General features: G+C 70.2%; 20 protein-coding genes. 12 read left to right on the top strand and 8 right to left on the bottom strand.

Annotated elements, in window-relative coordinates:
- Positions 1 to 262 precede the first annotated feature (262 nt).
- The 3 genes from SPR02S_RS25770 (at position 263) to SPR02S_RS25760 (ending at position 3,606) form a co-directional block, all read left to right on the top strand.
- On the top strand, positions 263 to 1,417 hold the full coding sequence (locus SPR02S_RS25770) for a PP2C family protein-serine/threonine phosphatase (protein ID WP_019059894.1): 1,155 nt from the start codon (positions 263 to 265) through the stop codon (positions 1,415 to 1,417).
- Positions 1,418 to 1,613: 196 nt separating this feature from the next.
- Positions 1,614 to 2,954: an NsdA family TPR-like regulatory protein gene (locus tag SPR02S_RS25765; protein ID WP_019059893.1), complete on the top strand. Its 1,341-nt coding sequence runs from the start codon at positions 1,614 to 1,616 to the stop codon at positions 2,952 to 2,954.
- 82 nt (positions 2,955 to 3,036) lie between these two features.
- On the top strand, positions 3,037 to 3,606 hold the full coding sequence (locus SPR02S_RS25760) for an NUDIX hydrolase (protein WP_026150867.1): 570 nt from the start codon (positions 3,037 to 3,039) through the stop codon (positions 3,604 to 3,606).
- On the opposite strand, the gene SPR02S_RS25755 is transcribed toward SPR02S_RS25760, so the two are convergent.
- Both SPR02S_RS25755 and SPR02S_RS25750 read right to left on the bottom strand, forming a co-directional pair.
- Complete coding sequence (locus SPR02S_RS25755; RefSeq protein ID WP_019059891.1) at positions 3,603 to 3,860, bottom strand: hypothetical protein; 258 nt, start codon at positions 3,858 to 3,860, stop codon at positions 3,603 to 3,605. The two genes, SPR02S_RS25760 and SPR02S_RS25755, sit on opposite strands and share 4 nt — an antisense overlap.
- Positions 3,861 to 4,064: 204 nt before the next feature.
- Positions 4,065 to 4,940 (bottom strand): 3-hydroxybutyryl-CoA dehydrogenase, encoded by an 876-nt coding sequence (locus tag SPR02S_RS25750; RefSeq protein WP_026150866.1) that lies wholly within the window; start codon positions 4,938 to 4,940, stop codon positions 4,065 to 4,067.
- 169 nt (positions 4,941 to 5,109) lie between these two features.
- On the opposite strand from SPR02S_RS25750, the gene SPR02S_RS25745 reads away from it, so the two are divergent.
- Both SPR02S_RS25745 and SPR02S_RS59000 read left to right on the top strand, forming a co-directional pair.
- The gene (locus tag SPR02S_RS25745) at positions 5,110 to 6,354 is read left to right on the top strand and encodes a glycoside hydrolase family 10-like protein (protein WP_026150865.1); all 1,245 of its coding nucleotides are present in this window, start codon (positions 5,110 to 5,112) and stop codon (positions 6,352 to 6,354) included.
- Between the two features lie 115 nt (positions 6,355 to 6,469).
- Complete coding sequence (locus SPR02S_RS59000; protein ID WP_158697867.1) at positions 6,470 to 7,480, top strand: FAD-dependent oxidoreductase; 1,011 nt, start codon at positions 6,470 to 6,472, stop codon at positions 7,478 to 7,480.
- A gap of 81 nt (positions 7,481 to 7,561) precedes the next feature.
- On the opposite strand, the gene SPR02S_RS25735 is transcribed toward SPR02S_RS59000, so the two are convergent.
- The gene (locus SPR02S_RS25735) at positions 7,562 to 8,488 is read right to left on the bottom strand and encodes a DMT family transporter (RefSeq protein ID WP_026150864.1); all 927 of its coding nucleotides are present in this window, start codon (positions 8,486 to 8,488) and stop codon (positions 7,562 to 7,564) included.
- Here SPR02S_RS25735 and SPR02S_RS25730 point away from each other — a divergent pair.
- The 4 genes from SPR02S_RS25730 to SPR02S_RS25715 all read left to right on the top strand — a co-directional run bounded on the left by SPR02S_RS25730 (position 8,487) and on the right by SPR02S_RS25715 (position 12,599).
- Positions 8,487 to 9,989 (top strand): aminotransferase-like domain-containing protein, encoded by a 1,503-nt coding sequence (locus tag SPR02S_RS25730; RefSeq protein ID WP_019059886.1) that lies wholly within the window; start codon positions 8,487 to 8,489, stop codon positions 9,987 to 9,989. The genes SPR02S_RS25735 and SPR02S_RS25730 overlap by 2 nt on opposite strands.
- A 17-nt stretch (positions 9,990 to 10,006) precedes the next feature.
- Complete coding sequence (locus tag SPR02S_RS25725) at positions 10,007 to 10,444, top strand: GNAT family N-acetyltransferase (RefSeq protein WP_019059885.1); 438 nt, start codon at positions 10,007 to 10,009, stop codon at positions 10,442 to 10,444.
- A gap of 104 nt (positions 10,445 to 10,548) precedes the next feature.
- Positions 10,549 to 11,142: a histidine phosphatase family protein gene (locus tag SPR02S_RS25720; RefSeq protein ID WP_019059884.1), complete on the top strand. Its 594-nt coding sequence runs from the start codon at positions 10,549 to 10,551 to the stop codon at positions 11,140 to 11,142.
- 641 nt (positions 11,143 to 11,783) lie between these two features.
- Entirely contained in the window at positions 11,784 to 12,599 is an 816-nt protein-coding gene (locus SPR02S_RS25715; RefSeq protein ID WP_019059883.1) for a class I SAM-dependent methyltransferase, read from the top strand.
- Between the two features lie 767 nt (positions 12,600 to 13,366).
- Here SPR02S_RS25715 and SPR02S_RS25710 read toward each other — a convergent pair.
- Entirely contained in the window at positions 13,367 to 13,810 is a 444-nt protein-coding gene (locus SPR02S_RS25710; RefSeq protein ID WP_019059882.1) for a DUF6314 family protein, read from the bottom strand.
- A gap of 2 nt (positions 13,811 to 13,812) precedes the next feature.
- Entirely contained in the window at positions 13,813 to 14,067 is a 255-nt protein-coding gene (locus SPR02S_RS25705; RefSeq protein ID WP_019059881.1) for a hypothetical protein, read from the bottom strand.
- Positions 14,068 to 14,319: 252 nt separating this feature from the next.
- On the opposite strand from SPR02S_RS25705, the gene SPR02S_RS25700 reads away from it, so the two are divergent.
- Positions 14,320 to 16,836: an alpha-L-arabinofuranosidase family protein gene (locus SPR02S_RS25700; protein ID WP_019059880.1), complete on the top strand. Its 2,517-nt coding sequence runs from the start codon at positions 14,320 to 14,322 to the stop codon at positions 16,834 to 16,836.
- Here the strand turns inward: SPR02S_RS25700 and SPR02S_RS25695 are convergent.
- The gene (locus SPR02S_RS25695; protein ID WP_019059879.1) at positions 16,823 to 17,263 is read right to left on the bottom strand and encodes a carboxymuconolactone decarboxylase family protein; all 441 of its coding nucleotides are present in this window, start codon (positions 17,261 to 17,263) and stop codon (positions 16,823 to 16,825) included. The two genes, SPR02S_RS25700 and SPR02S_RS25695, sit on opposite strands and share 14 nt — an antisense overlap.
- The gene (locus SPR02S_RS25690; protein WP_043258478.1) at positions 17,260 to 17,718 is read right to left on the bottom strand and encodes a MerR family transcriptional regulator; all 459 of its coding nucleotides are present in this window, start codon (positions 17,716 to 17,718) and stop codon (positions 17,260 to 17,262) included. The genes SPR02S_RS25695 and SPR02S_RS25690 overlap by 4 nt, the downstream gene beginning before the upstream one ends.
- 129 nt (positions 17,719 to 17,847) lie before the next feature.
- On the opposite strand from SPR02S_RS25690, the gene SPR02S_RS25685 reads away from it, so the two are divergent.
- On the top strand, positions 17,848 to 19,050 hold the full coding sequence (locus tag SPR02S_RS25685) for a DUF6745 domain-containing protein (protein WP_106437009.1): 1,203 nt from the start codon (positions 17,848 to 17,850) through the stop codon (positions 19,048 to 19,050).
- Between the two features lie 37 nt (positions 19,051 to 19,087).
- On the top strand, positions 19,088 to 19,585 hold the full coding sequence (locus tag SPR02S_RS25680; protein WP_019059876.1) for a DUF8820 family protein: 498 nt from the start codon (positions 19,088 to 19,090) through the stop codon (positions 19,583 to 19,585).
- A gap of 13 nt (positions 19,586 to 19,598) precedes the next feature.
- On the opposite strand, the gene SPR02S_RS56260 is transcribed toward SPR02S_RS25680, so the two are convergent.
- On the bottom strand, positions 19,599 to 21,218 hold the full coding sequence (locus SPR02S_RS56260) for an SMI1/KNR4 family protein (RefSeq protein WP_019059875.1): 1,620 nt from the start codon (positions 21,216 to 21,218) through the stop codon (positions 19,599 to 19,601).
- Positions 21,219 to 21,225 lie beyond the last annotated feature (7 nt).

Below are 21,225 nucleotides of genomic sequence, written 5' to 3'. Positions count from 1 at the left end.
AAGGGGTGGGGGACTGCTGTTGTTTGCCGGCTGCGGGCTTGTTGTGGCTGGTCGCGCAGTTCCCCGCGTCCCTTAAGGGCATCCCTGTGGGCCTGTGTTTGAGGCCTCACCTGCATAAATGCGGGTGTCTCATGTCGGCTCACTCGTTCGGGTGAGAAGTCTGGGTGATGTGGCCCGATCGGGGCATGTGGTCGACAGAATCGGACCGGCCTTTCGGGTCGGTCCGATTGCGCTGTCGGGGCCTATTTGGGGGGCCACAGGCATGATCCGCATCAAGGCTGGGGTGCCCCGCAGGACGCGCCCGAGGAAGCGTGCCCGCCGTCCGCTGCGCCGGGCGCTCGCCCTGGGGCTGCCCACGGTCTGGGGCGCCATAGCGATCACCTACAAACTCACCTGCCCGCTCGCCCAGGAGAACAACCTCGGCGCGCGCATCGTCACCAGCGCCGTGTTCTTCGCGGTCGGCACCGGTCTCATCGTCCAGGTCCGCCGCTCCCTGCTGCGCGAGCTGCGGCAGATCCGCCAGATCGCCGGTGCCGCGCAGAACGCCCTGTTGCGCCCGTTGCCACCTCGCCTCGACGGGCTGAACATCGCCGCCGCCCAACTGTCCGCGGAGCGCGGTGCGGTGGTCGGCGGTGACCTGTACGAGGTGGTCGCCACCGAGCACGGCGTCCGGGTCGTGATGGGCGACGTACGCGGCCACGGCATCTCCGCGATCAGCACGGTCGCCGCCGTCCTCGGCAGCTTCCGCGAGGCCGCCCACGACGAGCCCGACTTGGAGGGCGTCCTGCGCCGCCTGGAGCGCGCCCTCGCTCGCCACCTACGTGAACGCGCCCGCGCTGAACACCCGTCGACGGGCGCTCTCGACCCCGACAGCCCGGTCGCCGAGGAGTTCGTCACCGTACTGCTGCTGGAGATCGGCAGGGATGGTGAGGTGCGGGGACTCAATTGCGGTCACCCGTGGCCGTATCTGTTGAGTGGGGCGAGTGTCGAACCACTTGCCCGGGCGGATCCACTCCCACCCCTCGGCCCGTTCCCGTTGCCGACGGAGCTGCCGTTCGTCTGCTGCGGCCAACTGCTCCCGGGCGAGGCGCTGTTCCTCTACACGGACGGAGCGGAGGACGCCCGTGACGCGCGGGGCCGCTTCTTCCCGTTGCGGGATGTCTTGGCAGAGGCGGCGGCCCAACACCCGCTCCCCGTACCCCAGTCGGTGCTCGGCTCGGTCTTCACAGCGTTACTGCGCCACGCGGGAGGCACGCCCACGGATGACGTGGCGATACTCATCCTGAGCAATGACAGAAAGCTGGCGCATCCCCACCTAGGGGCGCGGGGCTGTGACATTAGCGGCTCCGCCGCGGGGGCGCGCTCAGCCACAACGCACCCGCCCCCGACCAACTACCGACAGCCCAACGGTGTTTAGTCGTCCGCAAAGCCAGGCCGCCGCACTTACGAGGGGGAGCCGGCGGCCCGGCCGGCCTCTTGCGAGGCAATCCAGTCAACCGGTTCGGAACTCTCCGCAACAGCGCGCACACACCACGGATTCGCGCACTCCGTTCACACCCGGTGTGAACCGAACCGCACTACTCTGTCCGCACCGAGTCACCGGGGGGCCATCCATGCAGCCCAACACACTCCTCGACGCGATCCTGGACGAGGCGGGAATCTCGCACGCGGGACTCGCCGCCCACGTGAACCAGGCGGGACGGGCCCGAGGGCTCGCGCTACGGTACGAACACACCGCAGTGGCAAGGTGGTTGAAGGGTCAGCGCCCGCGAGGCCAGGTCCCCGACCTGATCTGCGAGGTACTCGCGACCCGCCTGCACAGACCCGTCACCCTCGACGACATCGGCCTCGGCGTACCGGGCGAACCGTCCACCCCGCACGGCACCTCCCTCTCCGGCTTCGTCGAGCGGGCCACCGCCCTGTGGCGCTCCGACGAACAGCAGCGCCCGCACATCCTCGGCGCACCCGCGGTCACCGGAACGCCCGCGGTGATGCCCGTGTGGGAGTGGGAGAACCCGCCCGACGACGTGGACGTCTCCCGCGGCGGCCGGCACCGGGTGAGCATGGCCGACATCGAGATGCTGCGCGCGGCCCGCGCCCACTACGAGCAGATGTACCGCAAGGCCGGCGGCGTCGCGACCCGCACCCGCATCGTCGGCTTCCTCAACTCCGAGACCGCCCCGCTCCTGCGCGGCAGCTACACCGACGCCACCGGCCGCCAACTGCACCGCGCCACTGGCGGGTTGGTGGCCATCGCGGGCATCTGCGCCTACGACTCCGACGCGCACGGACTCGCCCAGCGCTACTTCCACCAGGCGCTCAGGCTCGCAAAGGCCAGCAACGACCGGGGACTTGGCGCGTACGTCATCGCGCTGCTCGTCAACCAGTCGCTGTTCATGCGGGAGTTCCGCCAGGCCGTCGCCTTCGCGGAGGCAGCGCTGCGTGCCGCCGGCCGACAGATCACCCCGGCGCTCGCCTCCGACCTGTACGCGATGCAGGCGAAGGCGTACGCCCACCTCGGCGACGGCACGAGCGCCCTGTCCTGCATCCGTCGTGCCGAGCAGGCCGCCGAACGCATCCGGCGCGGATACGAACCCGACGAGACCGGCTATGTCCAGCCGGGTCTGGTCAACGTCCAGGTGGCGGAGGCGCTGCTCAGCCTCGGCGATCTGACGGCGGCGGGGGAGCATGCCACCGCGGCGGTGGACACTCCGGCGCACGACCGGGGCCGGGTGCACCGGCTGGCCATGCTCAGCCAGATCGAACTGCGCCAGGGGAACGCCGACAAAGCGGTGGCCACGGCGGTGCAGATGGCCGAGCAGGCACGGGGAATGGAGTCCCAGCGGCTGCGCGACAGACTCCGCGCGGTCCGCGAGTACCTGGTGCGCAGCGACTGCGCGGGTACCACCGAGGCGGCCGAACTGATCGACGGGGCACTGCGCGTACCGCTGTAGAGAGCGCCCTGGAAAGCGCCGTAGACCACAACACAGTCCCTGCTGCGATATTGCCACTTACTCGACGGAAGGTGGCAGAACCGTGCAGTGGACGAAACAGAACGAACAAACTGTGTACTCAAACCGCTGGTTCAGCGTCAATCTCGCGGATGTCGAACTACCCGACGGCCGACACCTCGACCACTTCCTCATACGGCTGCGCCCGGTGGCCGTGGCGACGGTGGTCAACGAGGCGAACGAAGTACTCCTCCTGTGGCGGCACCGCTTCATCACCGACAGCTGGGGGTGGGAGCTCGCGGCCGGCGTCGTGGAGGACGGCGAGGACATCGCGCGCGCGGCCGCCAGGGAACTGGAGGAAGAGACCGGCTGGCGGCCGGGGCCCCTGCACCACCTGATGAGCGTGGAACCGTCCAACGGGCTCACGGACGCCCGGCACCACATCTACTGGGCCGACGAGGGCGAGTACACCGGACACCCCGTGGACGATTTCGAGTCGGACCGCCGGGAATGGGTGCCGCTCAAACTCGTACCCGACATGGTCGCCCGCGGGGAGGTCCCGGCCGCCAACATGGCGGCCGCGTTACTGCTGTTGCACCACTTGAGGCTCGGTCAGGACGCCCCTCGAACTCCCGCCAGGCGTCCAGGCGTCTAGCGTCCCAGCACCTGCCAGACCGTCACGACGAGTGCGCCCACGGCGGTCAGTGCGGCGATGGCCGGCAACGGCCACCGGGTGTGCTCCAGTGCAACGATGCGTGCGCTCAGGTCATCCACTTCCTTGTCCGTTTCCTCAGTGCGATGGCTGAGCAGCGCCAGCCCTCCCTCGACCCGCGCGTAGGCGACGTCGAGGCGGCGGCGTAACTCTGCGAGTTCTCCATGGACCACGGGATGCTCGGGGTCGGCGGTCACGGGTCCGCTCCTTTCCGTAGTCGGAACATCCCTTGCATGCGCATGAAGAGTCAACTCGCCTGGTGGACACCGGGGGAGAGTGTGCGAGCGGCATATGCGGGCCCGGCGCGCACACGGTGTGTGAATGGCGCGGGCCCGGCGCTCCGAAGAGTGCCGGGCCCGCAACCGCCAAAGTATTACGGTGAGTTGCCGCGAGGGAAGTGCTCAGCCGTAGGTGTAGAACCCCGAGTTGGACTTACGGCCCAGGCGTCCCGCGTCGACCATGCGCTGGAGCAGCGGCGGAGCGGCGTACAACGGCTCCTTGTACTCGTCGTACATCGAGAAGGCGACCGAGGCGACCGTGTCCAGGCCGATCAGGTCGGCCAGCTTCAGCGGGCCCATCGGGTGGGCGCAGCCCAGCTCCATGCCGTTGTCGATGTCCTCGCGGCTGGCGATGCCCGACTCGAACATCCGGATCGCGGACAGGAGATAGGGGATCAGCAGCGCGTTGACCACGAAGCCGGAGCGGTCCTGCGCGCGGATCGCGTGCTTGCCGAGCGCCTTCTCGGCGAACAGCTGGGCGCGGCTGAGCGTGCCCTCGGAGGTGGTCAGCGCCGGGATCAGCTCGACGAGCTTCTGCACCGGGGCCGGGTTGAAGAAGTGGATGCCGATGACCTGGTCGGGGCGCGAGGTGGCGACCGCGAGCTTCACCAGCGGGATCGAGGAGGTGTTGGAGGCCAGGATCGCGTCGGGGCGGGTCACGACCTGGTCGAGCACCTGGAAGATCTCGGTCTTGACCTGCTCGTTCTCGACGACGGCCTCAATCACGAGGTCGCGGTCGGCGAACTCGCCGAGGTCGGTGGTGAAGCTGAGCCGCGCCTGCGTCTCCGCCAGCTCCTCCGCCGAGACCTTGCCGCGCTCGGCCGCCTTGGTCAGCGAGTTGAACAGCCGGGTCCGGCCGATCTCCAGGGCCTCGCCGGTGGTCTCGGCGACCTTCACGTCCAGGCCGGAGCGGGCGCACACCTCGGCGATACCCGCGCCCATCTGGCCGCAGCCGACCACTCCGACGCGCGCAATGTCTCCCGCTGGGATGCCCGTCACATCGTCCCCTTCGCTGATCTACGGCTGGTCGCAGGACCCCGTTGTTCGACGCCTGCTCCGATCGTGCACGTTACCCGCAAGTATCGATGATCGATCGCCGGGGTCGGGCATTCTGGGGCGCGGAGACGATCCGTGACGGCACGGATCCACAGCGTATGGGGGTGTGCAGATGGGGCGATTGTCACGTCGGGCGTTCGCGATGGCCGCGCTGTCGACGCTGGCCACGACGGGCAGCGCGGCGGCCGACACCGGGTATGCGTCGAGGCCGGCAGGGCGTCCGCGCGCGGTCACCGAGATGCGGGGCGTGTGGCTGGCGACGGTCGCCAACCGGGACTGGCCCTCCCGCCCGGGTCTGACTCCGGCACAGCAGCGCACCGAACTGATCGCCCACCTCGACACGGCCGTCCGTGACCGCCTCAACACGGTGATGTTCCAAGTACGGCCCACCGCCGACGCGTTGTGGCCCTCGCCGTACGAGCCGTGGTCGCAGTACCTGACCGGCACCCAGGGCGTGGCCCCCGGCTGGGACCCGCTGAAGACGGCCGTGGAAGAGGCGCATGTGCGGGGGCTGCAGCTGCATGCCTGGTTCAACCCGTACCGGATCGCCAACAACACCGACCTGACCAAGCTCGTCGCCTCGCACCCCGCGCGCAAGCACCCGGACTGGGTGGTGGCGTACGGCGGGAAGCTCTACTACAACCCCGGGTTGCCTCAGGTCCGGGCCTTCGTCGAGGACGCGATCCTCGACGCGGTGGAGAAGTACCCGGTCGACGGGGTCCACTTCGACGACTACTTCTACCCGTACCCGGTGGCCGGCCAGACCTTCGACGACGACGCGGCCTACGACAAGTACGGCGGCGGATTCGCCGACCGGGCCGCCTGGCGGCGCGACAACATCGACAAATTGATCCGCGAGACCGCGGCCCGTATCGAACAGATCCGCCCGGGCACGCGCTTCGGGATCAGCCCCTTCGGCGTGTGGCGCAACATCGCGACCGACCCGCGCGGCTCCGACACCCGCGCGGGGGTGCAGACGTACGACGACCTGTGCGCGGACACCCGCAAGTGGGTGCGGGAGAACTGGATCGACTACATCGTCCCGCAGCTGTACTGGAACATCGGCTTCGCCGCCGCCGACTACGCCAAGCTGCTGCCCTGGTGGGCGGAGGTCGCGCGCGGCACGAAGACGCGGCTCTACGCGGGTGAGGCGCTGTACAAGGCGGGCGACCCGGCGCAGCCCGCGGCCTGGCAGGATCCGGCCGAGCTGTCCCGGCATCTGACTCTCGCCGCCATGTACCCGCAGTTCGGCGGGCATGTGTTCTTCGCCGCCCGGGACGTCGCGGTGGACCCGGTCGGCGCGATGGCGCGGGTGGTCGCCGACCACTACCAGCAGCCGGCGAAGGCTCCGCGCTGACGGGCGGCTCCGGGGGGACCGTGAACCGCATTGCGGTCATGCGCGTAGCGACGCATGAGCAATGGCTTCCCCCTAAGGGGGCCCGGTCGCGCAGGAGCTGATCACGATGCACGCCATGCACGTACTGGTACTCGGAGCCGGTCCGACCGGGCTCGGCGCGGCGATGGTGCTGGCCAAGGAGGGGCATCGGGTCACCGTCGTAGAGCAGGATCCGCCGCCGCCCGTCGGCGGTGCCGACCGGGTCTTCGCGGACTGGAAGCGGCCAGGAGTGGGGCAGTTCTCCGTCGCGCACATCCTCCTGCCCGCCGGATACGGCCGACTGCGCCACGAACTTCCCGACGTCGTCGACCACGTCCTGGAGCGGGGCGGCCGGCCCCACAACGTGATCGCCGGAGCGCTGCGTCTGATGCCCCGGGGGGTGGCCGAGCCGGACGACGCGCGGTTCGCGACGGTGGCGGCGCGGCGGCCTGTCCTGGAGGCGGCGTTGCTCGCCGCGGCGGAGCACACCGAAGGGGTCACGGTACGGCGCGGCACCCGCGCCCGAGGACTCCGCACCGAAGTGCCGTCCGGCGCGGGCGTCTCGCATGTCACGGGGCTCGTCCTGGACGAGGGCGAGCACCTGTCGGCCGACCTCGTCGTCGCGGCCTCGGGCAGGTCCGACCTCGCCGCGCTGTTCCCCGAACTCGGCAGACAGCCGCGGCACATCGAGCGAGGGTGGCGCTACTACACCCGGCATTTCCGGTCGTCCGACGACGGCGCCGCCCCGCACATGCCCTGGCCCCTGCACCACCACAACAGCGTGTCGATCATCGTCGTGCCGGGCGACAGCGACACCTGGTCCGTCTCCCTGGTCACCTCGGACCGGGACCAGGACCTCAGAGGCCTCGCCCGGGAGGACGTCTGGCACCGCGCGATCGCGCTGTACCCGGGGCCGGCACCGTGGGCGAAGGGCGAACAGGACGCCGCCGTCATGCGCGCGATGGGCGAGATCGGCTTCCTGCTCGTGGACCCGGCGACCGCCATGTCGAAGCCCGGCCTGACCGCCCGTTTCACCGAACTGGCGGCCGGCGCGCCACGCTACGCCGAGGGCCCGGACCGCGGCGAACTCCTCGCGGCCGTGGGCTGAACCACCGTTCCGCATCCGGGGACTTGAGGGCCTGGTGCCTGGTGCCTGATCTCGCAGTCGGTGTCGGTACGCGCGCGCCGCTCAACTCCGAGCCCGCTGGGTGACGGCGATGCACACCAGCACCGCCGCCGCGGTCAGCGGGGCGGCGACTGTCAGGTGCTCGCCGAGCAGCAGCACCGACCACACCAGCGTGAGCAGCGGCTGGGCCAACTGCAACTGGCTCGCCTTCGGGACACCGATGGCGGCCATGCCCCGGTACCAGACGACAAGCCCGAGGAACTGCGAACCGGCGGCGACCCACAGCAGCCCGGCCACGCTGTGCGCGGTGAGCTGCGGGGTGTCGTACGACAGCGCGATCGCGGCGGCGGGCACGCTCAGCGGCAGGCACAGGACCAGTGCCCAGGCGATAACCTGCCAGCCGGGCATGACCCGGGCCAGCCGGCCGCCCTCGGTGTAACCGGCCGCGCAGACCAGCAGCGCGGCGAGGAGATACAGATCGGCGGTGGTCACGGCGCCGCCGCTCTGCTGCACCGTGAAGGCGAGCACCGCGCCGGCGCCCGCGAGCGCGGCCGTCCAGAAGGTGCGCGAGGGGCGGATGCCGGTGCGCAGCGCGGACAGGGCGGCGGTCGTCAGCGGCAGCAGACCGACAACCACCGCCGCGTGCGCGGTGGTTGACGTCTCCAGTGCGAGCGTGGTGAGCAACGGGAAACCGACCACCACTCCGGCGGCTACGACGGCCAGCCCGCCCCAGTGCCGACGGCTGGGCACGGAAACCCGCAGCGCCAGCAGACACCCGCCCGCGATGACCGCGGCGAGGACGCTGCGCACGGCCACCAACGACCAGGCACCGAAGCCTTCCAGTCCCCAGGCGGTGGCGGGGAAGGTGAGGGAGAAGGCGATCACACCGAGCGCGGCCTGGACGGTACCGGAGCGGACCCTGGGTGTCGTAGCGGGGGAGGTGCTGACCGCTATCGGGCTGGGGGCAGTAGCGCTATCGTGTGCTCTCATGCAAGAGCGTAGCAGTGTCGGCGAACTGGCAAATCATCTGCGACAGGAACTCAACCGCTACTCTCCCGGTGGAAAGCTGCCGTCGAGCCGGGCGCTCGTCGAACGGTTCCGGGTGAGCCCCGTGACCGTCTCGCGCGCCCTCGCGCAGCTGGCCGCCGAGGGACTGGTGGTCACCCGGCCCGGTGCCGGCGCGTTCCGGGCGACACCCCGCCCCGTGACCGCCACCGTCGCCGGGGACACCTCCTGGCAGGAGGTCGCGCTCAGCGCGGACGGCACCGCCGACTTCGTGCCGCGCACAGTGGACGCGTCCGCGGTCCTGGCCACTCTGGCCGTCCCGCCGCCGGGCGTGATCGAGTTCAACGGCGGCTATCTGCACCCGTCCCTGCAGCCCGAGCGCGCGCTGGCCGCGGCCCTGTCCCGGGCCGGCCGCCGCCCCGGCGCCTGGGGCCGCCCGCCGATGGAGGGTCTGCCGGAACTGCGCGAGTGGTTCGCGCGCGGCATCGGCGGAACGGTGACGGCCGCCGACGTCCTGGTCAGCGCGGGCGGTCAGACCGCGCTCACCACCGCACTGCGCGCCCTCGCACCCCCCGGCGCACCCGTCCTCGTCGAATCCCCCACGTATCCAGGCATGTTGGCGATCGCGCGAGCGGCGGGCCTGCGTCCGGTCCCGGTGCCGGTGGACGCGGACGGAGTGAAACCGCCCCTGCTCGCCGACGCGTTCCGCGCGACCGGCGCCCGCGTCTTCGTCTGCCAGCCCCTGTTCCAGAACCCGACCGGCGCGGTCCTCGCCCCCGCCCGCCGCCCGGAGATCCTGCGCATCGCCCGCGACGCGGGCGCCTTCGTCATCGAGGACGACTTCGTACGACGGCTGGTGCACGAGGACGCGGGCCCGCTGCCGCGCCCGCTCGCCGCCGACGATCCCGACGGAGTCGTCGTCCACGTCGGCTCGCTCACCAAGGCGACCTCACCCAGCTTCCGGGTCAGCGCACTCGCCGCGCACGGCCCGGTACTGGAACGCCTGCGCGCCATCCAGGTCGTCGACACCTTCTTCGTCCCCCGCCCGCTCCAGGAAGCGGCCCTCGAACTCGTCGGCTCCCCGGCCTGGCCCCGCCATCTCCGCGCGATCTCAACGGAGTTGAAGACCCGCAGGGACACGATGACGACGGCCCTGCGCCTCGAACTCCCCTCCCTCTCCCTCCCGCACATCCCCTCCGGCGGCTACCACCTCTGGCTCCGCCTCCCCGACGGCAATGGGGGCACCTCCCAGGCTTTCGGCTCTGGGGGAGAGCAGTCCCTGACCACGGCGGCCCTCCGCGCGGGCGTCTCCATCACCCCGGGCCGCCCCTACTTCAGCGCCGAACCCCCGGCCGCCCACGTCCGGTTGAGCTTCGCGGCGGTCGCGGGGACGGGGGAGATCGTGGAGGGAGTACGACGGCTTCGGGCGGCCTGCGAGGAGGTGCTCCAGCCACCGGCCAAAACCGCTCGACACCTCGCCCTCTGACCTGCAAGCCTCCCGCCATGAGCGACATCCCGAGCCTCCCCGAAGGCTATGAGTTCTCCGCCGACTCCGCCCGCGTCGACCTCGACCGCACCTACCACTGGCTGTCCACCGACGCGTACTGGGCGAAGGGCCGCCCCCGCGAGCAGCACGAACGCGCGGTCGCGGCCTCGCTGAACTTCGGGGTGTACGACACGGCTTCGGGGGAGCAGGTGGCGTACGCGCGGGTGGTGACCGACGGGGCGTTGTTCGCGTGGCTGTGCGATGTGTACGTGGACCCGTCGGTGCGCGGCAAGGGCGTCGGTACGGCGTTCGTCGGCGCCGTACGGGAGGAGCTGCGGCCGTCCGGAGTGCGCCGGGTGCTACTCGCGACGCACGATGCGCACGGGGTGTACGAGAAGGTCGGGTTCAAGCCGTTGGACCGGCCCGACCGGTGGATGGCCTTGTATTTCGAGTGACTTGTCCGCCTGGTCCCGACCGCGAAGTAAGGCTTCGCAAACCCTGAGTAACTCTCATCCGGCCCCCCTTGACCTGCGCACTTCAGCGGGATCACGATCGCCGCATGCAACTTCGGGTCACGTTCGTCGCCGCCGCACGCAGCTCTCCGCTGCTCGCGGAGCGCTTCGAGGACGACCGCCCGCTGGACCAGGCGGGCTGGGACGAGGTGCAGCGCGCCGCCCCGGTTCTGCTGCCGCTGGCGGCGGCGGAGCTGCGCTACTGCTCGCCGACCCCGCGCAGCCGGACCACCGGCGACGGCCTCGGTTACACCCCGCTGGTGCAACTCGCCCTGCGGGACTGCGACATGGGCCGCTGGCGCGGCCTGACCCTCGGCGAGGCGATGGCCCGCGAACCGGCACTGGTGGACACCTGGCTCGCCGACCCGCGTTCCACCCCGCACGGCGGCGAGTCCCTGCTGTCCTTCATCTCCCGCGTCGGCGGCTGGCTGGACACCCGCCCCATCGAGGACGGCGACCGCATCGTCGCCGTAGCCGAACCCTCCGTCATCCGGGCCGCGTTGGTCTACGCCCTCAAGGCACCCCCGTCGACCTACTGGAACATCGACGTGCGCCCCCTCTCGACCACCACGGTCACGGGGCATGCGGGGCGGTGGAATCTGCGGTTCGACGGGGCGGGGGGTCAGTCGAGGCGGGTGTAGGGAGGGGTGGGGCTTGTTGGGCGGTTCGGGGTTCTTGTCGCCCAGTACGTGTGCGCGTGGCTGGCGTGAACTCCGCTTTGGACGGGCCGGGTTCGCTGACCGTGTCGCTTTCCGTGGGTGTCATTTCGACGCGGTTAGTGCCGAGTGTTCGTCCTTGCTCGGGGGCGCGGGGTGGCGGGGTGGCGGGTGATCCGGCGTAGACGGACCAGACCTGACCGAGCGTCATGCCCGCCCATCGGCCGGTGGGGCGTACGCGGTCTCACAGGAACTCGGGCCTTCGCGATCGAGCACCGTGGTGACCCTCCGCGACCGCTTCCCAAGATGTGTGACAGAGCCCGAAACGAACCGACATCGCAAACTCGACCTGAAACTCGATGTGCCGGTGGCTCCGGGAGTCGCCTCGACCGGAATCGCCTCGAAATGATTCCCGCACTGGGGCTCTGATCCACTTCATGTGGTCGCGTACACAGGGTGACCGTTGATCTTTGCTCGCCCAATGGTGGGTTTAGTGGTCGTAGGCGGACAGTGCGCGCATGACCGGCCGGCCGTGCAGAAGGGGGCTCCCCTCATCAGGCCCCTGGGAATCGGTCTTCTAGGCTGGCGCGGTGACTGATGAGCAGGAGTGGGTGCAGCCGTCGGGAGTGTGGGCCACGGCGGTGGGGGTGGCCAGGGTGCGGGCGCTGGAGACCGAGCGGGAGAACGCGCTGTTCCGCGACCCACTGGCACAGGCTTTCGCCGCCGCCGGAGGCATGTGGCCCGCCTCGCCGCCGCTGCCCGATGACGAGGCCGCACGACGTCGCCGGCTGGCCGTGGCGTTCTCCATCGTCATCAGGACGAAGTTCCTCGACGACCTGTTGCAGCAGGCCTCCGCGTCCGGGGTCCGGCAGGTCGTGCTGCTCGGTGCCGGCATGGACAGCCGGGCCTTCCGGATGGACTGGCCCGAGGGCACCCGGCTGTTCGAGGTCGACACCGCCGCGCCACTGGACTTCAAGGCTTCGGTGCTGCGCCAGGAGCGGGCCGTCGCACGCTGCGAGCGGATCACCGTAGCGGTGGATCTACGTGAGGACTGGCCAGGCGCGCTGGCCGCCGCAGGGCACGACCCGGCCGTGCCGACCGCGTGGATCGCCGAAGGGCTGCTGATCTATCTGCCCGAGGACGCGGTGGAGCTGCTGCTGGCCCGGATCGGCGCGCAGTCGGCGGCCGGCAGCCGGATGGGGCTGACATTGGGCTCGCGCGGCGTGATCGAGCGCTTCGGCGCGGACGCCGTGCCGGGATCGGCGGCGTCCATGTGGATCTCGGAGATGCCCGACGACCCGGTGGGCTGGCTGGCCGGGCACGGCTGGGAGGCCGAGAGCCACACCCTGCGCGAGCGCGCTGTCGCCTACGGCCGCCCGATCAGCACCCCGCCGCAGCGCGAGGAGCGGCCGGGCGGCCTGATCTCGGCGGTCCGGCGGTAGAGCGCCTCCCGGTTCCCTGCATGATCGATTCCAAGGGGCCTGCCTGATGAGTGGAGCCAGGTTCATGCGCGGCCGGCCGGTCATGCGCGCACTGACTGCCTGCGACCACTGAGGTCCGCCCGAAAGCCGCCTGGGTGGACGGTGGTGTGGTCGGCAGGCCTTCGCCGGGCAAGTACCTGGTCTCACCCGTAGGTTCGGGGGACGGACGCCTTCAAGGTTCCGGTCAGCCGGAACACCCTGTTGAGGCTGATCGCCTCGCTTCCCGACCCCGCCACCGTGATATCCCGCGTGGACGAGTACGCCCAGCGCACGGGCAGTTGTGGGTGATTGATGCGGGCTTCGCTTGCAACAGATCGGGTTGATCGACGCGCAGTCCATGTGAGCGGGATTGGGTGCGAACTCCGTCTGAAATCAGCCGGATTCGTTGGCGCTCGGTGCACGCGTGCGGAAGCGGTGCGAACTCCGGGTGGATCGGGCCGGCTTCGCTGACGCCCAACCCGCACCCGCCTGGCCGTTGTCGCGCCCGCCCATTCCAGCTTGCCGGTGTGATCGCCAACCCCACGCCCGCCCGGAACCCACGCCCGCGCACCCCGGCACCAACTCAGCCTGAAACCAGCTGTATTAAGGGAAACCCAACGCGCCCGCCCGCGCAGTCACCATAATCCCCGCACGGCACGGCACGGCACGGCACGGCACGGCACGGCACGGCACGGCACGGCACGGCACGGCACGGCACGGCACGGCACGGCACGGCACGGCACCGCCCCTCACCCCCCGCGCACATACTCCGTACGCAGCACCAAATCCTTCGCAGGCCCACCGACCCGCCACACCGTCCGCCAGTGGTCCGCGTCCAGGACCGTGAACTCGCCCCGGTAGAGGTCCGCCGAGCACGGATGGTCGGCGACATGGTGCCCGGAGGTCAGGTCCAGGTCGTGGAAGGGCCGGCCGTCGCCGAAGCGGACGTCGGCCGTACCCGGCGTACCGCCCGGCAGGAACCGTAGCGTCCGCTCGGCGGGGCGCGGCACGCCCTGCCAGGTGAAGGTGCCCAACTCGGCGTGCAGCAGGCCCCCTTCCGGCAGCGCGCTGAAGACGGTCGTACCCGAGAAGTCGCCCTCGTCCCCGGTCGCCAGGTCACGTACCGTCCGCCGCACCCGCCAACTCCCGGACAGATACGCCAGGACATCAGACACCGGCCAGAACTCGCCCATCGTCACCCCTTCCTGCGCCGCCGCCGACGCAGGCCGTCCGGCGAGTCCGTGGGCGCCTTGCGTTCGCCCTGGGCCCGGATCTCGTGGTGCGAGGCGTGACTCGTGGCCCGGAAGGCCTCCTCGTATGCGGCAAGGGCGCCGCTCATGCCGCCCCCGGCGGTGCCACGGCGGCGGATCCGCCGGGCCAGCCAGGTGAAGAACCCGAGCACCGCGGCGAGGAAACCGAGCAGGGTCAGGTAGGGCAACAGCGCATGCACGCCCTCGACCCTACGTCCCCCTCACCTACGGCCCCCACCTACGTCCCCCTCACCTACGTCCCCCTCCCGCCTGCGCCGTCCCTCCCCGCCTATGCCCTCACCAACGTCCCCCACGCACCCTTCCCATTGACGTGCTCACGCCGCTTCCCTATCTTGCCGTTCGAAGTGCTGACCGACGTCCGATATATCGAACCACGTCGAACCATGCGTTCGAGGTGTCGCGCACGATCCGACAAGAGCCGCGGAGTATCCATGTCACGCACCAGCCGCACCCGCCTGAGACTTGCCTTAGGGGCGAGCGCTTTCCTGCTGGCGACGGCCGTCGTCCCCGCACCGGCCCACGCCGAGGACGTAACCGATGCCACCGACGTAGCCGACGTCACCGACTACGCGATCACCGTCGACCCGTCGACGCGGGGCGCCACGATCGACAAGACGATGTACGGCGTCTTCTTCGAGGACATCAACCGCGCGGCCGACGGCGGCCTGTACGCCGAGCTCGTGCAGAACCGGTCCTTCGAGTACTCCACCGACGACAACAAGTCGTACACCCCGCTGACCGCTTGGACGGTCGCAGGTCAGGCCCAGGTGGTGAACGACTCCGGCCGTCTCAACGAGACCAACCGCAACTACCTTTCCCTGGCGGCCGGTTCGTCCGTCACGAACGCCGGCTACAACACCGGTATCGCCGTCGAGGACGGCAAGAAGTACGACTTCTCCGTCTGGGCCCGCGCCGACAGCGGCACCACGCTCGGCGTCAGCCTCCAGGACGCGGGCGGCACCCTGGCCGCCGCACGGCAGGTGGAGGTGAAGAAGAGCGGCTGGGCCCGGTACAAGGTCACGTTCACCGCGACCCGCACCAGCGCCACCGGCCGCCTCACCGTCGCCGCCTCCGACGCGACCGCCCTCGACATGGTGTCCCTCTTTCCCCGAGACACCTACAAGCATGAGCCGAACGGCCTGCGCAAGGACCTCGCCGAGAAGATCGCCGCCCTGCACCCGGGCTTCGTGCGCTTCCCCGGCGGCTGCCTGGTCAACACCGGCTCCATGGAGGACTACAGCGCCGCCTCCGGCTATCAGCGCAAGCGCTCGTACCAGTGGAAGGACACGATCGGCCCGGTCGAGACGCGCGCCACGAACTCCAACTTCTGGGGCTACAACCAGAGTTACGGCCTCGGCTACTACGAGTACTTCCGCCTCGCCGAGGACATCGGCGCGATGCCGCTGCCCGTCGTGCCCGCCCTGGTGACCGGCTGCGGCCAGAACAAGGCCGTCGACGACCCGGCGTTGCTCGAGCGGCACATCCAAGACACCCTGGATCTCATCGAGTTCGCCAACGGACCGGTGACATCGAAGTGGGGCAAGCTGCGCGCCTCGATGGGCCACCCCAAGCCCTTCCGCCTCACCCACATCGAGGTCGGCAACGAGGAGAACCTCCCCGCCGAGTTCTTCGCCCGCTTCACCCAGTTCCGCGCCGCGATCCAGGCCGCTTACCCGTACATGACCGTGATCTCCAACGCGGGCCCGGACGACAGCGGTTCGACCTTCGACACGGCCTGGCAGCTCAACAAGGACGCCAAGGTCGACATGGTCGACGAGCACTACTACAACAGCCCGCAGTGGTTCCTCCAGAACAACGACCGCTACGACTCCTACGACCGCACCGGCCCGAAGGTCTTCCTCGGCGAATACGCCTCCGGCGGCAACGCGTTCAAGAACGGTCTCGCCGAGGCCGCCTACATGACCGGCCTGGAACGGAACGCGGACGTCGTCAAACTCGCCTCCTACGCACCGCTGTTCGCCAACGAGGACTACGTCCAGTGGCGCCCCGACCTGGTGTGGTTCAACAACCACGCCTCCTGGGGCTCCGCCAACTACGAGGTCCAGAAGCTCTTCATGAACAACGTCGGTACTCGCGTGGTGCCGTCAACAGCCACCGGTACACCCTCACTTGTCGCCCCGATCTCCGGCGCGGTCGGCCTGTCGACCTGGGCGACGAGCGCGGCGTACGACGATGTGAAGGTGACCGGCGCCGATGGGACGTCCCTGCTGAGCGACGACTTCTCCGGTGACACGGCGGACCGGTGGACCCATACGGGAGGCGGGAGTTGGAGCCTCGATGACGGGCAGTACGTCCAGACCGACACCGCCGCCGAGAACACCATGGTGTCGGCCGGCGACCCGGCCTGGCACGACTACGACCTGCACGTGAAGGCCACGAAGAGGGCGGGGAAGGAAGGCTTCCTCGTCGCGTTCGGCGTCAAGGACACCGGCAACTACTACTGGTGGAACCTGGGCGGCTGGAACAACACCCAGACCGCCGTCGAACAGGCCGTGGACGGCGGCAAGTCGACGCTGATCGCCAAGCCGGGGACCATCGAGACGGGCCGTGCCTACGACGTCGATATCAAGGTGAGGGGCCGTCAGGTCACCCTCTACCTCGACGGGCAGGAGTGGGGCAGCTTCGCCGACGACAAGCCGGCCGAGCCGTTCCGTCAGGTCGTCACCAAGGACGCGATGACCGGTGACCTGATCGTCAAGGTCGTCAACGACCAGTCCTCGGCGGCCCGTACGGCGATCGACCTGGGCGGTACCAAGGTCGCGTCCAAGGCGAAGGTGACCACGCTCGCCGCCGCGCCCGACGCGGTGAACAGCGAGACGGCCACGGCGGTAGCGCCGGCTGTCTCCACCTTCAACGGCGTTGCCGACAAGTTCAGTTACACCTTCTCGGCCAATTCGGTCACGTTCCTGAGGATCAAGCAGAGGTAACCGGTGCTTCTTGCGTGGGCTGCTGTCCCAGCGGCAGCAGCCCACGCTCGGCGAAGACCTTCTTCGCGGCGAAGGTCGCGTTGAGTGCCTTGGGGATGCCGCAGTACACCGCCGAGTGCGTCAGGGCCTCGATGATCTCCTCCGGCGTGAGGCCCACGTTCAGTGCCGCGTTCACGTGCACATCGAGCTGCGCCTCGCAGCCGCCGAGTGCGGTGAGCATGCCCAGCGTCACCAACTGCCGGTCGCGCGGGGCGAGTCCGGGGCGGTCGTAGATCTCGCCGAAGGCCCAGGCGACGACCTGGTGGCCCAGTTCGGGGTTGATGTCGGCGAGCGAGTCGACGACCCGCTGTCCGGCCTCGCCGTCGACCCGCTTCAGGACCTCCAGGCCGTGGGTGAAACGCTCTTCACGGGTGGTGCTCGCGCTCATGTCGTTTCGTCCGATCCCGGCTGCTCGTGCTCGACCTCGTCGAGGAGCAGCTGTTCGTAGTGGTCGATCTTGTGGTCCAGCACTGTCGCGTTGCGGCGCAACGCCCTGATCCGGTCGGCCAGTTCGGCGCGGTGCTCACGGAGCATCGCCAGCCGGTCGGCGACCGTGATGTTCCCCGCCGTCCGCAGCGCCGCGAACCGCTGCATGTCGGCGATCGACATGCCCGTCTCGCGCAGCCGCAGCAGGAACTCCAGCCAGGCCAAGTCCGCTGCCTGATAACGCCGTTGGTTGCCGGTGGTCCGGCCGACCCGCTCGATGAGGCCTGCCTTCTCGTAGTAACGCAGCGTGTCGTGCGAGAGACCCGTGCGCTCGGCGACCTGGGCGATGGTCAGGGTCGGTTCCCGGTCCCGGTCCTGGTCCCGAGGGAGGGGCTTCAGGGGCTGTCCGCTGCTCATGAACACAACGGTAAAACCTGGAGCGCGCTCCAGGTCAAGGACTAATTTCCTTGCGTCGCGATCCCGGTGCTGTCACGCTCCCCGCATGATGAATCGAAAGGCGGACCTCGAAGTCCTCCGGTGACCCCCGTGTCAGCCCTGTCCCAGGGCGCCCACCGCCTCGCACTGGCCCGTCGCCTGAGCGACGAGTGGCGAGCGCACGGTCTGGCGGCACGCCCCGCCGACCGTCCCGCGGCCGAAGCCGCCGTCGTCGCCCTGTACCGACTGATCGACGCCCCAGCCCCGGAGTTCGTCTGGGTGCCGTCGCCCACCGCGGCCCTGTCGATCGTCCACGACGACCCGCACACCTTCCCACCCGTCCACTTCCAGGGCGCCAACCTGCCCAAGTACCCGGAGGGTTGGCCCCTGGCGGCACAACTGGCCAACCTCGTGCAGGACTTGCGCCGCGGCCTCGACCGGGCCGTCGGGCACGGTGTGTCGAGGGGTTCGTGGTGGCGGCCCCTCGCCATCCCCGCCGAACGGGCCCTGACCACGGGAGTGGCCATCCCCGCCATCATCGACATGGTCGTCGGCGACGCGCTGTACGCCACCCTGCACAACTGCGTCCGCGCCCTGATCCGCGCCGAGTCGATGCCCACGACCGGCGGCACGGACGGCATGACCTGGTACGGGCAGCACGACGCCCACTGGATCGGCCACTACGACGTGTACGCCCGCCTGGGCCTTGCCCAGTACCGGCGCTCCGACGCCGAACTGCTCGCCCTGCTGGCCGAGTTGGCGCGCTCGACCGGCTGGTGGTGGCCCGGTGAGGGCCGCTGCGTGATGGCGGAACGCCCCACCGAGGTCCACACCGAACCCCTCCCCGACGCCCTCAACGGCGAAGTGCGGCTGCACCGGGACGACGGCCCCGCCGTCCGCTTCGCCGACGACACCCAGGTCCACGCCCTGCACGGCACCCACGTCCCGACCTGGGTGATGACCGACCCGTCCGTCGAGCGCATCCACGCCGAACGCAACATCGAGGTCCGCCGCAGCGCCATCGAACGCATCGGCTGGGACACCTATATCGCGCAGGCCCGCCTCCGCCACATCGCCACGTCCGGCGACCCGGGCAACCCCGGCTCCGCCCTCCATCTCTACGACGTACCACGGGAGTTGTGGAGCCGCCCGGCCCGTCTCCTCCTCGTCGTCAACGGCTCCGTCGAACCCGACGGCACCCACCGCCGCTACGGCCTGAGCGTGCCCGCGCACTTCGACGACCCGGTGGCGGCGGCGGGTTGGACGTACGGCCTGTCCGGCGAGCACTACGCGCGGCTCGCCCGCCGCACCTGATCCCGAACACACCCTCCAGACACCCGAGGTGATGCCCATGACCACAACCATGCCCGCGACTCCGACTCCGACTCCACTCACCACCCCGACCATGACCCTCGCCGACCTGACCCGACGCTCCGGCCTCGACGTCCTCGACCACCTGGAACGCCAGGTCACCATCCCCGTCGTCGACGGCCTCCAGGCCCAGGGCGATCTGATCGTCGTCCCGTACGCGTTCGTCACCCGCGCCGTCACCCTCACGAGCGGCAACTGGCGTGAAGTGCCCGCCGCAGGCGTCGAGTTGCTGCGCAGCGCGGCCGGCGGCAACCCACACACCCTCGTCGCCGACCCCGGCACCTGCCGCTGGACCCGGCAGGTCCGCGACACCATGGGCCTGGCCATCGCCATGATCGAGACCTCGGCGGTCGCCTACCTCATCCACCCCGAACACGGCGGCACGGGCATCGCGCCCGGCCGTTATGTCGTACGACGGCAGCGGGAACGCGACACCGAGCGCATGGGATGGCGCGGCGACCGGATGATCGCCGACTGAGGCTCCCGCCGTCTCACCAGTACGCGCTGTCGTCCCACGCGTCGAAACCGGCCTTCTCGACGGGGTCGTCCTCCTCGTCGAGCCCGGCCAGCCCCTCCGTGACCAGGGCGCCGCGCTGCCACGCGAGCAGCGTGTCGATCAGGCCGTCCGCCAGCGCCGGGCCCTGCTCCGCATGGCGGGGCCAGACGATGAGCGGCCAGGCGTCCGGGTCCGGGCCTGCTGTGAGCCAGCCGAGGTAGTCGTTGTCGTAGGAGTTCGCGAAGGGCAGGAAACCGTCGGGCTCCGGCCACGGGACCAGCGGATAGTGGTGCGGGTGCCTGTCCTTGTGCATCCGGTAGGCGCCGAGAACCTGCTCGACGCGGGTGACGAAGCGTCGCTCCCCGGTGCGCAGCGGGGTCAGGAAACGCAGCCACTCGCCCCAGTCACCGGCGCCGTACACCTCCATCAGCTCCACGTACTCCGTCGGCAACCGCGTCCCCAACTCGGCGAAGAGCCCCTCCCAGGTGCCGCCGCCGAGATACGGGCGCTCAGGGGGCGGCGACAGCAGCCGCAGCGCGTCCAGGCCGGTGCCGGTCTCCATCGCGATGCGGCGCTCGGCCTCGGTCAGCCGGGGTGCGGTGGGTGCGGGCGGGGTCCAGGGCTCGGCCGTGGGCAGGTACCTGGTGCGGGCGATGCTGCCGGGCAGCGGCCCGAGCAGCGGACCGGGCGGGAACGGCTGCTCCCCGGCGGCGCGGACGGTGTGCCGTAGATAGCCGGTGAGCGTCAGGTCGTAGCGGTGGAACGGCAACAGGCCGCTGCCGGGCGCCGGGTGGGAGTGCTGGACGACGACCGTCCATCGGCCGGGGTCCTCGGAGACCGACGTGTCCCAGAACAACACGTCACCGCCCCGGCTGTGGCCCCACGCCAACAGCCCGCAGGGATGCGGATGTACGGCCGGCCGCTCGCCCTCCGGCAGCTGCCGCGCCGCGATCCGGGCCGCGCGATGCGTCTCCCGCAGCCAGTCGCCGTAGTCGAAGTGGTCCTTGCGGACGCAGGGCACATGGATCCAGAGGTACTCACCGAAGTCCAACGGCCCGTGACGGTCGGCCAGTTGCTTGTAGTCGTCCGGCAGCCGCGACCCGAGCCACGTCTCTACGGCCGTCCAGTCGACGGGGTGGGGGAGGGGAGCGGGCGGGCTTTCGGCGGAGGGGGTGGTGAAGGACGCGATGTCGGGGTGGGCGTCGTTGAGCGCCTCGGCCGCGTTCGCGAGCAACTCGGACACCGATTCCCATAGGGGCACGCCGAGTTTGGGCGTCTCGTGGTCCCAGAGGAAGACGGCGCCGAACGTCGGCTCCCCGGACCGGAGATCGACCAACAGGTGGTCGCCGCCCGCGTTGTCCGCGATCGGAAGGAACCCGGGGAGGTACTCCGCGGCGGCGGCATGGGCGTCCGAGTGCGCTGCCTCCTCCCGGGCGACCCGCACCAGGGTGTCCCTGACGTCGAGCGCCTCAGCCGGCTCCAACGGGGCGAAGTCCAGGGGGATCCACACGGTGGCGGCCACACCGTCGAGCCGCCACCACGCGACCAGGTCCGTCGGCAGAGCAGCGCCCGGCACGCTCGCGACCACCGCTTCTACGTCGTCCGTGTCGTCCATGGTGAGA

It is taken from the genome of Streptomyces prunicolor NBRC 13075, from assembly GCF_000367365.1.
Lineage (GTDB): Bacteria > Actinomycetota > Actinomycetes > Streptomycetales > Streptomycetaceae > Streptomyces > Streptomyces prunicolor.
Note: the sequence above shows the minus strand (reverse complement) of the source record. Positions and strands in the feature narration are given on the sequence as shown.

Bases quoted from the DNA above. Each gene is read 5' to 3' on its own strand.
- SPR02S_RS25770 (WP_019059894.1), top strand. From the start codon at position 263: ATGATCCGCATCAAGGCTGGGGTGCCCCGCAGGACGCGCCCGAGGAAG.
- SPR02S_RS25765 (WP_019059893.1), top strand. From the start codon at position 1,614: ATGCAGCCCAACACACTCCTCGACGCGATCCTGGACGAGGCGGGAATC.
- SPR02S_RS25745 (WP_026150865.1), top strand. From the start codon at position 5,110: ATGGGGCGATTGTCACGTCGGGCGTTCGCGATGGCCGCGCTGTCGACG.
- SPR02S_RS59000 (WP_158697867.1), top strand. From the start codon at position 6,470: ATGCACGTACTGGTACTCGGAGCCGGTCCGACCGGGCTCGGCGCGGCG.
- SPR02S_RS25730 (WP_019059886.1), top strand. From the start codon at position 8,487: ATGCAAGAGCGTAGCAGTGTCGGCGAACTGGCAAATCATCTGCGACAG.
- SPR02S_RS25735 (WP_026150864.1), bottom strand. From the start codon at position 8,488: ATGAGAGCACACGATAGCGCTACTGCCCCCAGCCCGATAGCGGTCAGC.
- SPR02S_RS25725 (WP_019059885.1), top strand. From the start codon at position 10,007: ATGAGCGACATCCCGAGCCTCCCCGAAGGCTATGAGTTCTCCGCCGAC.
- SPR02S_RS25720 (WP_019059884.1), top strand. From the start codon at position 10,549: ATGCAACTTCGGGTCACGTTCGTCGCCGCCGCACGCAGCTCTCCGCTG.
- SPR02S_RS25710 (WP_019059882.1), bottom strand. From the start codon at position 13,810: ATGGGCGAGTTCTGGCCGGTGTCTGATGTCCTGGCGTATCTGTCCGGG.
- SPR02S_RS25700 (WP_019059880.1), top strand. From the start codon at position 14,320: ATGTCACGCACCAGCCGCACCCGCCTGAGACTTGCCTTAGGGGCGAGC.
- SPR02S_RS25695 (WP_019059879.1), bottom strand. From the start codon at position 17,263: ATGAGCGCGAGCACCACCCGTGAAGAGCGTTTCACCCACGGCCTGGAG.
- SPR02S_RS25690 (WP_043258478.1), bottom strand. From the start codon at position 17,718: ATGAGCAGCGGACAGCCCCTGAAGCCCCTCCCTCGGGACCAGGACCGG.
- SPR02S_RS25680 (WP_019059876.1), top strand. From the start codon at position 19,088: ATGACCACAACCATGCCCGCGACTCCGACTCCGACTCCACTCACCACC.
- SPR02S_RS56260 (WP_019059875.1), bottom strand. From the start codon at position 21,218: ATGGACGACACGGACGACGTAGAAGCGGTGGTCGCGAGCGTGCCGGGC.